Raw genomic sequence first — 14790 nt, 5'->3', positions numbered from 1 at the left:
AAGTGATAAAGAAGAATTATAAATACTTTATTTTCCTGACCGGTATAATACAATCTTAATTATTTATTCCCGATATCACTATTTATATGAAGCTACCCTATACAGAACATTTGCCGGTGAATCTACTCGCTGCGTGTTTCAACAATACCTCGGCCAGTTATAAATTTTACTGGTTTCTGTCAATATTAAGCCGCGCCGAAAATGGAGAAACTGAGCTGTCAAAAAATGCTCTTTTTGCAGACATGGTCGCACAGAGCTGGTTTACAATTAATTACTTTAAGGTGTCCTTTGGGAGACAGGATAAGCTGCAGCAGGCTTCTGCGAAGATCAAGGAACTGGAAGATCTTAGCATTGATGCTGGTAGAGCGTATATTTTTCAAAAGCTTTGTGCCAGCGAGAATAAGCAGACTATTAAAGAACTGAGGTATTTCAATGCTGAAGTCCCCCATCGATTTTTGAGCCCATGGTTCAATGCCAATGACTTGAAAACAGCTTATCTGAAATCGCAGTGTTTCACCAATAACTGTTTATATGCGCTGCATCAGGATTATATAATTGTAAACCCTTTGTGGAAAGACTATCTTCAGCAGCATGCCGGTATATTAAAGTCATTTTGCTATTGGCATTTGAGTATATATTTACAGGCTAGAAATCCCAGTGTTCCGGATATCCCTGGAAAACTGATCAAATCGCCCAGGAGAAAAAGTCTTTTAGCGCAGCGAAAAAAATTCTGGGATATTGTGATAGGGGAAATGGGAGCTGTAGATTGTATCTATACAGGTAAAAAACTTGGGGTAGGAAATTATGCGGTAGAGCATTTTCTGCCATATGCATTCGTATCACACGACCTGATCTGGAACCTGATACCCGCATGTCCTTCGTTTAATAGTTCGAAAAGTAATAAGCTTCCATCATTGGAAAGATATTTTGATCCTTATTTTACCTTACACCAAAATGCAATAGAGATCATTCAGGCAAAAGCCCGGGTAACAAATTTCTTCAGGATTACCTTACGATTCTGCCAGACCTTGGACCTGATTATTTTAATGCGCAAAGTATGTTGGAGCGGATGCAGCCAATGGTCACTATTGCATCTAACAATGGATTTGAGTTCGTCAAGCTGTGAATGTAATTCTCCCATATTTCCAGCGATGATGGCTCTGGTGCTGAGCCAGTCAGAGAAGTCCTGGTCGAAGATATTTCCTTCCATGAGCGATAGTTTGGAATAATAAGGTAGCCTGGATTGTTATGGATATTTAAAGCGGAAATGAATTGGGTTTGATGAAAATGTTTTAAAAGATCCTGTTTGCATAAGTTGCATTTTACCATTTTTAAAAACTATACAATTATCGTCATTTGGATGCAGGAGACCTGTAATGCTGTATATTGTAGCTAAATCAATTTCCTAAAGCGTTTATGGAGAACCATCGCAGAGCCGATGAATATTATTATGATGAGTATGACAGGCGGACGATAGCGGATCTGAAGGAAAAAGAGCAGGCTTTGATCGGGGCCAGAAAATTGTATGTGAAGGCAGTGGAGGAGGATGAGAAAGACTTGGTGGCAAAATATGTTGCGCTCAACAGACGGTTTATAGATGCCGGGGTAGAGTGGGCAAGGTCGAGGGAAATGGAGGTGAAGAATAGGATGGCTGCTGATGAGAGAAAGGATGGGATGGTGAAAAGGGCAAAGGTGCCTGAAAACATCAGGTGCGGCACATGTGGGGAAGAGATGTTTGTAGAGCTGTCGGATTTTATCGATGAATCTTATGACCTTGTTTTCTTTTTTGCCTGTCCGGCGCATCATGCACCCAGAAGAGCTGTTTATGCAAATAGGAGGGAATATGTATTGCCAGAGAGCAGGTGCGGTCATTGTAAGGGTAGGGTGTCTTCCAAAAAGAAAAAGAGCAGAAATAAAATAATCTTTACTGATACCTGTTTAGCCTGTGGTAAGGTTGATAAAAGGGAGCTAGTTATAGGGAAAAGGAAAGTCCTGCCGATTGAGGACGCTGAAAGACAGAAGTATTGTATAGATTTTATTGGACGGCGGTCATTTACCGAGGATCTTCAGGCATTGGTGAATATCAAGCTGATGGCGGATGCGGAAATGCCGGGCTGGAAAGAGGGGGATTTGGGAGAAGAACGTGTGGTGAGGCCTGAGATGCTTAATGTGGCTGCATTGGAACAGCGGCTGACTGGGGAACTGGAGAAGAGTGGTTTTGTCAAGTTGCAGTTTGAAAAACCAAAGACCGGCAGATTTTTGACGATGGGATTTTCCGTGCAGGACAGCGGCAACCATGATGCTGATCAGAGTATAAAAAAGATAAAACAGCTGATTAGTGGGAGTTTGCTTTTGACCAATTGGCGTTTGATGTCCGGACTTGAATGTACCTTGGGCTATCTTACCGGGCAGCTTAAAGGCTATTCGAATGGAGAAGACCTCAATAAGTTAGCGCAGGAATTATCGGCGAAAAAAAGAGGATTATGATGAATTATGTTGCTGATTAGTTTTAGTTAATATAGAGGGGACTGTACTATGTTCAAAATTGATAACTTAATATTTTAACCATGATTAAAATACATCCTGAAAGAAGAAATATAACTCCGAAAAGGGCAGTAAGGATCCTGAAAAAATATGGGGAAAAGATAAGTCTGAAAGAAGCGATGTTGATGCTGGACCTGATGTATAACCTTGCGATATTGGCTGCTAATCAGGTGCTCAGTGATGATCGGATGACGGACCTCTGGACGGATGTCAAACAGAATGCGCTTGAAGAGCAATATCAGGAGAAGAAAAGAAGAATGGGGAAGGATAGAATTTAGTCCGAAGAATTTTGGCTTTTTTAGGCCTGCATGGATTCAATTATTTTAAGCATCCCGTTATGTTTTTCGTTATGTTATTGCCGACTTCAGTGGGAACTAGATAGCGGATTCAGCTCTTCCAGATAGTGCCAATACTTCAATTTTATCAACCAGCTATTATTTTTGAAGGGTAAATCCTTGCCTCAAAAAAATAAAAGGAATTGCTGAGAGAAGAAATAATGATCTGAAGACCAATGCATATGCTTTTGACAAATACCAAGAGACCTGACAGAAAAGAGCCGACCAGAAAGCATCAATATATTCACCAAAACAGACTTGTAAACTGTTATCCAGGATTCCCGGATTAAGATGAGATTTAGGTTTAGCGCAATGCCGGAATTGAGATAATTAAATTTGTATATTGGCAAAAATTATCGCTTAGTATGAACATAAAATACCTGAAAGCAGGCTCTGGTGATTCAATTCTTATTCAGGATGGAACATATAATATTCTCATTGACGGTGGAAATGACTTCACTTATATACGTGATGAGGTCACCAAAATCTTCAATGCAGGCCAGAAGTTAGATTTAGTAATCGTTACCCATCATGATGATGATCATATTTCAGGTATCATAGCACTGGTGCGCGCCGCAATTGATGGTGATTTTGGGCATGAGTTTATAAAAGAAATTCTATTGAATTCACCTAAAAAGATCAAAGGCCTTATTCCTTCAACAGACCAAAATATGCTATCCTACAGGCAGGCTCGGGATTTGGAAAACCTTTTGGTCGGTTACACGGCAAAGTGGGACATTGCCACAGCTGAAACTCCAGCATGCACATTTGGGGAAATGACCCTTAGATTTTTATCACCAGTTAAAGAAGTTTTAGAAACATACAGCTCGGCTGAAGGCGCATATCTAACCAGTGATTACAGGTGCGACTGGGATTCTTCGATGGCAGCCCTAGATAAGTACTTAGATGACGAAAGCCAAGATGATTCGGCGTCGAATAAAACGAGTATCGTTATACTGGCCGAGACACCAGGAAAGAAAGTTTTGCTGACTGGAGATTGTGTTCCTGAACGTATGGACAAAATACTTTCAAAACTTCAGGAAGAAAATCCAGGAAATCCGGTTTACTTCGACTACGTTAAGCTACCTCACCATGGCAGTTATCGGAGCCTTTCAGAGGCGATGCTATCAAAAATGGATTGCTCGAAATTTATAATAAGTACCAATAGCAAAAAGCACTTTCTTCCAAATAAACGGGCGATTCTTAAGGTAGCAAAGTTTATACCTCAACAGAAAGAAGAGATACAGTTTCTATTTAATTATGCCGAACCAATAGAGAAATTGAATATTAAGTCAGATGAGTTGCGCAAGTATAAAATTAAGTTGAAGCAAAATAACGAGATATATGGCTACGGTACTTGACAATTTACGAGGTTGCGGGATCAAGATCTGTACAGTCGTTGCCGGAGTAAAAGTTTGTGGATCTGGAATTCTATACCTTACTTCCAATCTGGAAAGCTATAATTACGTTCTCACAGCAAAACACATTTTTCAGGAAGATAGCAAAACACCTTACAGTGAAGCGAAGTTAGGCCACATAGAGGTTCTGTATAGCGATAAGAAAGGTTTCCAACGGCTGGAATGGATTAAAAATAAGCAGATCAAGGAAAAGTTGTTGCTTTTTGACCAAGATCTTGTGATTCTCAAAGTAAATAAAAATCCAAAGGTTACTTTTCGGCAAATACTGGTTTCTGATGAATTGCGAGACTCTGACGTAGATTTTTTTGCCTGGGGTATTTTTGCTGCTAACGAAGACGAACTCCAAAGGTTCGACTTTCAGCGAAACGACAGTTTAGCAAAAAGGTACAGGCTGCATGGTCCGGTAGAATATTCATGGTTAAAAGGATTATCTGGTGCAGGGCTTTTTTCTCAGTCAAGAAGCACGCTATTTGGTGTGATCACTAGATATCCAAACACGGAATTTCAGAATGCGACAGTCGACTTGGTCGATATTTCCTTCGCTGAGATCAATGTGAGGTTGAAAGATTCAGGACTTGTTGAACTGACCACGGAATCCTCGCATTTCAAGAGGGAAATAAAATCCGAGGTGGTTGACATCCATCAGGCATTTATCAATGACACCTGCGTTGATCTGGAGCTTGCCCGCAAACGGTTAAGTACTGATATTGGTGATGACTGGTTTCATGATCCGCTTAAGTACATCGATTTGTTGAATCAGGATTATCTTTTTGCGCAGTTTGAAGAATATTTTAACAACAAAGAATATCAGGCTAGTCAAGCGGAAACATTTTATGTTCCCAAAAAGAAATTTACATTAAGGTTGGCATTGATATCACCGTTTATAGACCGGATTATGTATATGGCTTGCGTCGGCACACTTGCACCAAAACTTGACAATGCGCAGATTGCGAACGTGTTTTCCGCAAGGTACAATTTTTATGATCCAGGTAACCTGATCTTAAATGGTGTCGAACAATGGAGAAAGCTCCAATACCATTTACACGAAGTAGCCGAACAAAAAGATCAGGATGAAAAATACCTTTATAACTGTGTCATTGAAATCGACTTATTGAATTTTTTTGATAACATTAGCAAGGACCTCTTGCACAGTAAGATACTTCGTATTTGTGAGACAGACAATGAGCTAAAGGCGGCAGAGATGCTCAAAATGATTTTGAGTAAGGTAACAGACAAAAAAGTTGGCTTACCACAAAATAGTGATGCTTCTGCATTGTTGGCCTCATTTTATCTCAATCAGGTAGACATTTTTATGCAGCATCACGCTCCAGAATACTATCGCTTTATGGACGATATCAAAATATTCTGCAAAGATAAGTATGAGGCGAGAAAGATATTGCAGACCTTTGAATTCGAACTGAGGAGATGTTACCTATCGGTTAACTCACAAAAGACGGAAATCTTTACCTTCAATGATAAGCCTGGTAAGGTAGTCTTACAACCTGGTGAAAAGCGCAGGGGTGATTTCAAAGGAGCGTTCGATCTCACGGCAGCTAAAATAGCAAAATATCGTAGGTCAAATAATGCACAATACAAGAATGAAGCATTTCATTCCTCAATAGAACTTTTAACTAACAACCTTCACGTACACAGCGATCAACGAGACGACGCAGCAAAAAAGATGAATTTCGCGTTGAACACAATCGCGATGTTAGCCTATAGGGGGTTGGAAGAAAGTAGCTTCAATAATATTGTAATAAGTGCAATTGAGAAGGCCTGTGCCGAGCTTGTCGACAGGCCGTGGATTACCACGGAACTATGTAAAGTTTTGAGTCTCATGCCGACAGAGATCGTCGAAGAACACATACTCAGACATCTTTTGCCAATCGTTTTGGATGAGAAATATAACACTTATGCTTTCCAGGTATATCAGATATGGATGCTTCTGGCAAAGCATAAAATTAATATCCCTAAACTGAAAACTTACGCTGTAAGATGTATTGAAAAGAATGATGATACCAACAAAGCAGTAATTGCTGCAATGGTGATATACATGTGTTCGGTCGATATGGAGTATCGTCGGGTAATCTTGCGGAAATACGAAGAGGGATTTACCCATGGTTACTTTCAGAACCGAATAGCACTCGTTGCATTACGTTCATTTAGACCTGAGATCGTGCTTGGTAAAACCGATCCTAGTCTTGCTAAATCACATGAATTCAGCCACAAAAAGAAAGATCGAGATCTTGTTTTTGTCAGGGGATTCGATGAATTTGATAATGCAAACGGAGAAACCAGTGAACAACTATATTCGCTTTAAATGATTAGACTAGCAGTACTTTACATAGAAAACAAGTGGTATTCGAGAAATATAGATACCACCGATGATTACTACGAAAACCATAAGTTTGGAAGTGATGATCTGATACTAACCTTTCAGAGCTCGGAACTAATACGGCATTTAAAAACATTTAAGCAGTTCAGGAAATGGCCAGAAATTGTCGACCTAGAGGGGTTTGATAAGCAAATGACTCAAGAAGGGAAAGATCTGCGGGAATATAAAAAATGGACAATGTTAGAGGCATTGAAATATCACAACATATTGGACCCTGACTTTAAACTTAGTTTATCCACAATCCGAGAATTTTTGGGAGGCATGGGCATATTGTATTTATATATGCTTAATCAAAAACCTGAAGAAATAAACCGTTTCAACGACTTGGAAGCCCAAATCAACAATGTAATTTATAGACGCCAACTACGTGGCGTACCTATAAATTTGAATTTGGCTGGAAACCTTTGTGCTGATTTAGAAAAAGAAATCTATAGAATAAAGAATATTTTGCAGCTCAAATACCGAATTTTCAATCCCGAGAACGAGCGGTGGCAATCCGAATATTTAAAGAGCAAAGGATACCGCCTGGTAAAGTCCGCACTATTTACTTTTAAAGCCTGGAGAAATAACGACGAAATTTGTAGCTTGATGTACGACATGATCAGGAACCAAAAAGACTTCGATAGCCTTCTTTTTATGCAGTCTCATTGGGGGGGAGGATCCTGCGCTTATCCAAAATATCTAGGTTTTGGCACTATCACTTCCAGGATAATTTTGAGGGAACCTTCTTTTCAGAATTTGAGGAAATCGAACAGGAAAGTTGTTGTGGCTGAAAGGTTTCATAAACTGTTGTATATAGATTACTCGCAGTTCGAAGCAGGGATACTGGCCTCATTGAGTGATGATCCAAAGTTGATAGATCTTTACAATACCGACATCTATGAAGACCTGGCTAACTTTGTTTTCGGAGATCCGAAAAAACGTTCAGATGCAAAGGTAGTGTTCTACCGCTATATGTACGGAGATACAACTCTGGACTTGAAAGCCCAACTGTACTTTAAAAAATTTATAAAACTTCAGGAATTTAAGGAGAAAATCGATAAAGAAATGGCGGACAATTCTCGGGTGGGTACCTCGTTAGGGAATTTCCGTATAAAAGGTGAAGAACAGGTTACCTGGGCGTTAAGTCATGTAATTCAAGCCACTGCTTCTTTGATCTATAAAAACGCACTAATGAGAGTCGCAAATGAACTAGACAGGGCAAAGTTTTTAATTCCTATGCATGACGGAACTGTTTACCAGATTTCAAATTTGTGGTACGATTCTCTAAAACCCAAGATTGAGGGAGTTTATCTGGAAGAATTCGTAAAGGTCTGTCCAAAAATTAAAGCAAAAGTTAATATGAAGGATGTATTCGATTAAATATTTCCGGGCCATTAACGAAATGTTTAGCCTATTATCAAATATTGAGCTGTTTCCCGAAGCCAGTCGAGGTTCTAAATGATCTTATTTCAAGCTATCAAACATATCAGAGATATCAGTTTGACTCTCTGAAACATCTGTTATGGTTGCATACCGCTCGTAATCATCATCATAATCTGATTCGTAATTTTCTTTGCTATCTTCCCATTTTTCATTTAATCTTTGCACCACGTCATCAAAATTTAGCCCGGTTTCGTCGGTAACACCTTTTATCTCAGCGATCAGTTCCTCTAGGTGATGGTCTTCGGCATTTTCTGCTTCAAATTCAACGATATCTTTAATTGAATCAAGAAACTCTTCATCCTTTGATACAAAAGTTTCAAAGCTACCCGCTAAAGAATCTTTCAACCTCAAAAATTCACTAAAATCATAAAGGTTCGATAGGGTATTGGAATAGGCCTTGAGAAGAGTTGTATCTTGGAAATCTAATTGATCTTGGTAATTTAAAAAGATACTGATATAGTAATTTTGATCATCTCCATGGAAGGCCTGTGGAATAATTGCTGCCTGAAATTTCTCAACTATCATTGATTCCAAAACCGGCTTTTTTGTAACCAAACCAGATCCCATTATATCAGATATTTTACTGTAAACAGTGCATTTCTCAGCATACCATTGAAAATTTGTCGTATTTGTGAAAGTAGCTTTTTTGAGTCTGGAAGACTTTAGAGCGTCAAAGTTATTAACGATATTTTCTACAATAATTTCAATCTGGCTATCGGTCAATTTAATCTGTGATTTTCGTCCCTTTTTATTAAGCGGAGATGTTTCTCTAAGCGTAAAAAGATCAAAGAATTGGTTTATAAAAATAGCACTACCAAATATGTCAGTCAAATAATCCGGCATTTCGTAAAAATAGTTAACTAGGAAATCTTGAACCGAGGGATTCAAATAATTAACTATCAGTGTACCAATAGAATCCCTTTCGGTCTTAATAAAAGTATTCTCTAATTCCCTTACTGCTTTATTATAATCGATTTCTGAATAGGTAATACCATATTTAACAGCATGTTTATCTGCGAAGACTTTTGTCTGATGTTTTAAGTTATTGAAATGAATCGGGGCACCCAGGGTCATCAGATTTGCCAAAATAATCTGGGAGAAATTTGTAATCTGGTTTTCATATACATGTTTCCAAATGCTCTCAGGGTAGTCCAGGAATGCAAGGAATCTTTCAATGAACTTATTTACAGGTATAGTTTTTAATACACTTGGTGTAAAAATGGTCTGAATTATCCTTGGACTGTAATTAGGATGAGATATTATTTTATTATAGCTTTTACCATTCAGCATTTCCTGAATGTAATCCTCGCCAACATTGGCAAAAAAGAGGTGATTATAAAGAATCTTCGCTCTTACTACCTTGGTATACTGAGCAAGATCAATCACACATTTTGCAATATCTATCGCATCATTTTCAAACATATCGTAGCGCAACTTAGCTTGAGCAAGGATATATTCTCTTGTAGTCATAATCAATATCTTGTTTTCAGATTTTTTGATTTTTTCTATGAATCTGATTATACGCTGGTCCTCATTGTTTTTTAATTTCTTGTCCAGGAAAGTTTTACCTAAAAAGTCGTCAAACAAAAACACCTGTTTTGCCTCCTCTCGAAATAAAGCATATGCATCGTCAATGGACTCAGAAAGAAAAACGAATTCTTCATAACCATTCGCAAGATACTCGTATGAAAGTATTCGCGCGAGTGTAGTTTTCCCAATCCCAGGAGCGCCAGAAATGATGACATAGTTGAAGTGGTCAATCAGATCTTTAGCAGTAGTGTGGCTACTATTATTTACATACAATTTGACAGTTTCTTTAACATGGTCTTCTTCAAAGCTGGATTGATTGAAAATTCGGCTATGTAAAATGCGCTCCAGGATATTCACGCTTGAGAGCCATAATTTGAAATGTTGCTTTTCTATCTGCGGAAATTTACCCAACAAATTGTTAAGATCATCTTTACCATAGATATCTGATGGTGTTTTTAGGAATGGCTTTAATAGATCAAAAATTTCTTTTTTATTTTTCGGCGTCAGTGAGGCCGAGGTACTGAGTACATAGCGTCTGGGTTTTAATTTTACCAGCTTAGGCAGCTCGTCTCTGAGCTTACTATATAGGCTTTTATAATCCTTAAATCGCTTACATTGGATTATCATCTCACCCGACTTTGGGTAACAGTGCCTGAAGTCGATCCCGCCATCTCTACCATTGCTAAATGATTCAAGGTGAATTTTAAGCTCTTGTTGAAGAAGATCTCTAGTTAGTTCTTCAAATTCTGCAGGTGATAGATTTAAAAAAGAATATTCCGGCATTTTTGCTCTGTTACAATATAAAAAGCTAATTTAATTAAAACTTGATTGTTTGCTGCTTAATAAATGTTTTTGCATCATAATTTATGCTGATGAAACGGAGCGTCGTAGGCGGGAGCGGAGATGCGGCTATTTTAGTAGGCTTAACGTCAAAGAAGCAAAAAACAAAGGCCCTGCTCATTTTTACCAATTCTAAGAGAGCCTTGAAAATATCAAAAAAGAGATCCGTAACAGATAGTAAGTGGGTTTAGTATTATTGGATTAACATCTCCCAGAGATCTGATCAAAACCAATTTGAGAACCGTTAATTTATAAAGTTTTAGCGAGAAATTTTGGTTTTTTAAAAGGGAATTTTTATCATTGTATTAGGTTGGAATAGTCATGAAATAGCTGTTGCGTAATTGTATCCTTTTCTTTTTAATTTATTGATTTATAGGTAGTTCTACTTTCTGTATCGGCAAGTAGATGCTAAAATAACCACAATTTTCTAGAACTAACAATAAGTTAAATCGCTAATTATAAGTTAATTAGCGATTTTTTTGTATCTTTATTTTCGTTATTTGTGGCTCGTTTTGGTTGTTTTGTTTCTTTTTACTAAAATTTCTATTCGTATCTGTGATATGTGTTTAATGTGAAAAATTACTTGACAAAATGATACAAAAAAATACAAACTAATTCATATTACACAAAATTAGTTGAAATTATGTCGGGTAATAGTTTAATAAAATAGCACATTAGATTCCACTCTACAATGACATAGGGAGATTTACCCAAGCGTATATTTTAGTTCCTCACACCATTATAAATTCTTATTTTAGTTAAAAGATTATTTGGCTTATACATAAAAAATGGAGTTACCATTAAAGATTACTTTAATAAAGCCTACTCCTGGAGTAGATTTCGCTTTGCAGAAAGGTTCAGGCAATATCTACGAATCTGTTCAGAAACAAAATGTGTCTTCTGGTGATATCAGTTTTAGCTTTTCTTTAATTGCGAAAGGAACACGTGGTGTTGATGCATTCCCACGCCTTTCAGGGGCGTTTGTTCAGGGACCGGCAAATGGAAAATTTATCTATATAGGCATTGGCACTTATGCAGGACAAACGAATACCTCATGGAGCAGACGTTTGAAAATACCATTAACTGGTATCAGTTGGGAAATGCTCGATCAGTTAACGAGCGATACTAAATCTGTACTGTATACTCAAGTTCCCGGTACTGGTAAAGATGGAGGGCCTAATTGTGCTACGGTAAAACCTTTTGATGGCTGGGCAGTTGGCTAGTTCTTGAATTGTTAAACCAAATGGGCCGATACAGGCCTGATATTGTTTCTGCCCCAATATAGGATAACCAAATAGGTTGTATGCAGATAGATACGCTGAGCTGAATATCACAAAGCAAATAATTTTTACCTTGCAATGCTGTAACACAAACTGATAAACTTTTTGATCTGATTAAAGCACCATGTAAAGTCCAAATCCTGCAATACTGCCCATGATTAAAATTGTAAGGAACATTACTATCAGCAATTTTTCGAATGAATCTAAACTTTCCATATCATGTTAACCATTTATAACATAAAAAGTTTTAATTGCCAATCCGTTGCGTTTTTTGGGTGGTTGACAAAATTGTCTGTAAACTGCTTAATGATACTGCTATCACTGTCTGCAGTATCATTTATTCCCTGTAGATCAGCCTTGCTGCCTCGATTTTACCTCAGCATTCAAAGCATTTAGCCGCAAATAGACCGGAAGGAAAATAGCAACCATCGTGCATACCGGAATAAACAGTGCTGTATTGTTTTTTTTGTAGTAAAAATATACCGCCGCGCTCAGAATTATTGGCCACAGGATACACGCTCCAATAAGTAATCCTTTAAAGAGATCACGCTGTTTTATCAGTTTTTTAAGTGCTGTCTGCTCCGTTGTCATAAAGTTTTGTTTGATTGTGTTAATTTAGCTTATTTATAATCGACAATAATATCCAATCCTGAAAACAGGATACCTATCAGGCAATATTTAAAGAAAGCTGCAAGTATATAAAAAATCTCAATATTGTGATATATTTATATTCGAATTTCTGTTCACAGCTGTAGCATTTTAGATTCAGTCCGAGAGACGCCATAAAAATTGCAAAAATAAGAATCCAGAGACCTGGCCCTACAAAAACGCTGTTGGCCTTTATCGGGGCCACTATCCAGGTTAAAACTGTGGATAAAGAAACCGCCTAAAACCTGATTTTTTAACTTTCATCATTCATCCCGGCTTTAATTTTTATCCTTTATTTACTGTCGATTTTAATACCAGCGTGCCCAGTAAGCCGGCCGTAACTGAGGCAATCAGAATACCATATTTAGCCTGATCTGCCAAATGAGGATCCGGAAAGGCAAGTCCGCTGATAAAGAGCGACATGGTGAAACCAATACCGGCCAGCAAGGAAATACCCGTCATTTGCCTCCATGTGGCACCTTCCGGCAAACCGGCAAAACCCAGCTTTACCATCATATAACAGAAAAGCATGATCCCTGTAAACTTACCCACAACGAGGCCAACAATTACACCTGCCGATACTGGATTAACTATGGCAGAAAAGAAATCGGCGCCGATCATAATCCCTGAATTGGCCAGTGCAAAAAGGGGCATGATCAAAAAAGCAACGTAAGGATGAAGCGCATGTTCAATTTTTTGAAGCGGTGTTTCTGCTGCGGTGCTCAGATCTTTTACCTGGCGGATGGTTCGATGCTGGCCAGGTGTGGTGAGCGAACTGTTATTTGGAATCTCCCTGTCAAAATCATCACTCAAACGGCGGAGCGCACTGGAATAAACATGTTCATCGATCCTGGTCCTGGCCGGAATGGTGAATGCAACCAATACCCCGGCAAGGGTAGCATGTACCCCCGAAAGCAGAAAACCGATCCAAACAACTATACCAACAATTAAATAAAATGCACTGTTGCGTATCCCCATAGCATTTCCGATAACGAGTAGCAACAAAAACAAACCTGCAATGCCCAGGGCAATAAAATTAACAGAACCGGTATAAAAAAAAGCAATCACCAGTACCGCACCCAAATCATCGGCAACGGCAAGTGCCGAAAGAAAGACTTTAATCGAAGCAGGGATATGCTTGCCTGCCATGGAAAGAAGAGCTAAAGCAAAGGCAATATCAGTAGCCATCGGAATGCCCCACCCATGCTGTGCATTACTACCCAAATTAAACAATACATAAATCCCCGCCGGAACAAGCATACCGCCCAGTGCCGCTGTCATTGGCAGTATGGCCTTTGAAAAGGTAGAGAGTTCGCCTTCCATAAATTCACGCTTGAGTTCAAGTCCGATTACAAAGAAAAAAAGCGCCATCAAACCATCATTGATCCAGATGTGTAAAGGTTTATCCAGCACATGTTGTCCCAGACCAACCTTAAAATGCGTTTCCCACAAGTGGTGATACGATTCGCCAAAAGCCGAGTTCGCCCATATTATTGCAACAACCACACTGATCAGCAGTACAATACCGCTGGTATACTCCAGGTGTACGAAACGACTAACCGGTGCAATAATTTTTTCGATGGGGGTTTTGGGTAGATTTTTAATCATGGTCTCCTTTTCTGGCAAATTAGGATTTTAGCGATAAAAATACCATAAATGTTCTTTTTCTAACGAAATCAAGTACGTTAATCTGCAATGTTATTTTCTATCCTTAAATATCATCTGTACCAAACAGCCTGACAATAAAGCCTTTTGACAAGCATCAGCAATATTTTAGTGCCGACTGGTTAGCTTATTAACTATAATTTGCGAAAAAGGTTTTTAACTCAAACAGCATTAGCTTTCGCAATCGGTTAAAGAAGTTGGCGAAATACCAAAATTAACCTTACACTAACAGTATGATTTGCAATAGCATAGCAAATTGTTGCTTCTTTTTATTTAAATTAATTCTAAATAGTATTGTCAAACTGAATTTTGGCCACTATATTTGCACAAATTTTTAGGGTAACAATCTAAAAGTATCCACCGGAAACCAAACTGAATTATGATAAGTACAGCCTGTTTAATGTTGCTTCTTGCTTTTGAAATTTTGTATCTGACCTCTAAGCAGTATAAGCAAGCCAGTTCTCTTGTTTTTGTGAAGACAATTGTAGCCAAACCCAGGCAATTCCGCTTAGCTGCTGCAATTTTATTCAGTATTGGCAGTGCATTAATCATATCAGGTATGGGCTGGGTAAGTGGCAGTGTAGCTGTAGTTGTCGCCGTAATGGCAACAGGCAGTTTAGTAGTTGTGCTCCAACCTTTCCGATATATCGGTGTAATAGGTCTTTCGGCGCTGTATGCCGCAGTTTTGTTATTAGAAATCTTTATTTAAT

At 38.4% G+C, this 14790-nt stretch carries 10 protein-coding genes; 8 read left to right on the top strand and 2 right to left on the bottom strand.

From position 1 onward, the window contains the following. The first annotated feature begins 86 nt into the window (after positions 1 to 86). From BLR37_RS02895 to BLR37_RS02870, 6 genes are all read left to right on the top strand, one after another. Complete coding sequence (locus BLR37_RS02895; RefSeq protein WP_244154579.1) at positions 87 to 1229, top strand: HNH endonuclease domain-containing protein; 1143 nt, start codon at positions 87 to 89, stop codon at positions 1227 to 1229. 187 nt (positions 1230 to 1416) lie between these two features. Continuing rightward, positions 1417 to 2487 (top strand): hypothetical protein, encoded by a 1071-nt coding sequence (locus BLR37_RS02890; RefSeq protein ID WP_090764347.1) that lies wholly within the window; start codon positions 1417 to 1419, stop codon positions 2485 to 2487. Positions 2488 to 2567: 80 nt separating this feature from the next. Beyond that, positions 2568 to 2822: a hypothetical protein gene (locus BLR37_RS02885; protein WP_039471858.1), complete on the top strand. Its 255-nt coding sequence runs from the start codon at positions 2568 to 2570 to the stop codon at positions 2820 to 2822. A 422-nt stretch (positions 2823 to 3244) separates the two neighbouring features. Beyond that, positions 3245 to 4240: a ComEC/Rec2 family competence protein gene (locus BLR37_RS02880; RefSeq protein WP_039471856.1), complete on the top strand. Its 996-nt coding sequence runs from the start codon at positions 3245 to 3247 to the stop codon at positions 4238 to 4240. Then, the gene (locus tag BLR37_RS02875) at positions 4224 to 6617 is read left to right on the top strand and encodes an RNA-directed DNA polymerase (protein ID WP_039471854.1); all 2394 of its coding nucleotides are present in this window, start codon (positions 4224 to 4226) and stop codon (positions 6615 to 6617) included. Before BLR37_RS02880 ends, BLR37_RS02875 begins: the two co-directional genes overlap by 17 nt. Next, a complete protein-coding gene (locus BLR37_RS02870; RefSeq protein ID WP_039471852.1) occupies positions 6618 to 8054 on the top strand; it encodes a DNA polymerase in 1437 nt (478 codons plus the stop codon). It abuts the gene before it with no gap. 84 nt (positions 8055 to 8138) lie between these two features. Here BLR37_RS02870 and BLR37_RS02865 read toward each other — a convergent pair whose 3' ends face one another. Continuing rightward, complete coding sequence (locus BLR37_RS02865; protein ID WP_090764344.1) at positions 8139 to 10430, bottom strand: nSTAND3 domain-containing NTPase; 2292 nt, start codon at positions 10428 to 10430, stop codon at positions 8139 to 8141. 845 nt (positions 10431 to 11275) lie between these two features. On the opposite strand from BLR37_RS02865, the gene BLR37_RS02860 reads away from it, so the two are divergent. Further along, positions 11276 to 11710 carry a DUF5990 family protein gene (locus BLR37_RS02860; protein ID WP_090764341.1) on the top strand — a complete coding sequence of 145 codons (435 nt, stop codon included), beginning with the start codon at positions 11276 to 11278 and terminating at the stop codon, positions 11708 to 11710. A gap of 990 nt (positions 11711 to 12700) precedes the next feature. Here the strand turns inward: BLR37_RS02860 and nhaA are convergent. After that, on the bottom strand, positions 12701 to 14023 hold the full coding sequence (nhaA, locus tag BLR37_RS02850) for a Na+/H+ antiporter NhaA (protein ID WP_090764335.1): 1323 nt from the start codon (positions 14021 to 14023) through the stop codon (positions 12701 to 12703). A 436-nt stretch (positions 14024 to 14459) separates the two neighbouring features. On the opposite strand from nhaA, the gene BLR37_RS02845 reads away from it, so the two are divergent. Further along, positions 14460 to 14789, top strand: a complete 330-nt coding sequence (locus tag BLR37_RS02845) for a hypothetical protein (RefSeq protein WP_143009520.1) — start codon at positions 14460 to 14462, stop codon at positions 14787 to 14789. Position 14790: the final 1 nt, after the last annotated feature.

Origin of the sequence: Pedobacter soli (genome assembly GCF_900101435.1) — a bacterium.
In the GTDB taxonomy this organism is placed as follows: Bacteria; Bacteroidota; Bacteroidia; order Sphingobacteriales; family Sphingobacteriaceae; genus Pedobacter; species Pedobacter soli.
Note: the sequence above shows the minus strand (reverse complement) of the source record. Positions and strands in the feature narration are given on the sequence as shown.

Bases quoted from the DNA above. Each gene is read 5' to 3' on its own strand.
- BLR37_RS02895 (WP_244154579.1), top strand. From the start codon at position 87: ATGAAGCTACCCTATACAGAACATTTGCCGGTGAATCTACTCGCTGCG.
- BLR37_RS02890 (WP_090764347.1), top strand. From the start codon at position 1,417: ATGGAGAACCATCGCAGAGCCGATGAATATTATTATGATGAGTATGAC.
- BLR37_RS02885 (WP_039471858.1), top strand. From the start codon at position 2,568: ATGATTAAAATACATCCTGAAAGAAGAAATATAACTCCGAAAAGGGCA.
- BLR37_RS02880 (WP_039471856.1), top strand. From the start codon at position 3,245: ATGAACATAAAATACCTGAAAGCAGGCTCTGGTGATTCAATTCTTATT.
- BLR37_RS02875 (WP_039471854.1), top strand. From the start codon at position 4,224: ATGGCTACGGTACTTGACAATTTACGAGGTTGCGGGATCAAGATCTGT.
- BLR37_RS02870 (WP_039471852.1), top strand. From the start codon at position 6,618: ATGATTAGACTAGCAGTACTTTACATAGAAAACAAGTGGTATTCGAGA.
- BLR37_RS02865 (WP_090764344.1), bottom strand. From the start codon at position 10,430: ATGCCGGAATATTCTTTTTTAAATCTATCACCTGCAGAATTTGAAGAA.
- BLR37_RS02860 (WP_090764341.1), top strand. From the start codon at position 11,276: ATGGAGTTACCATTAAAGATTACTTTAATAAAGCCTACTCCTGGAGTA.
- nhaA (WP_090764335.1), bottom strand. From the start codon at position 14,023: ATGATTAAAAATCTACCCAAAACCCCCATCGAAAAAATTATTGCACCG.
- BLR37_RS02845 (WP_143009520.1), top strand. From the start codon at position 14,460: ATGATAAGTACAGCCTGTTTAATGTTGCTTCTTGCTTTTGAAATTTTG.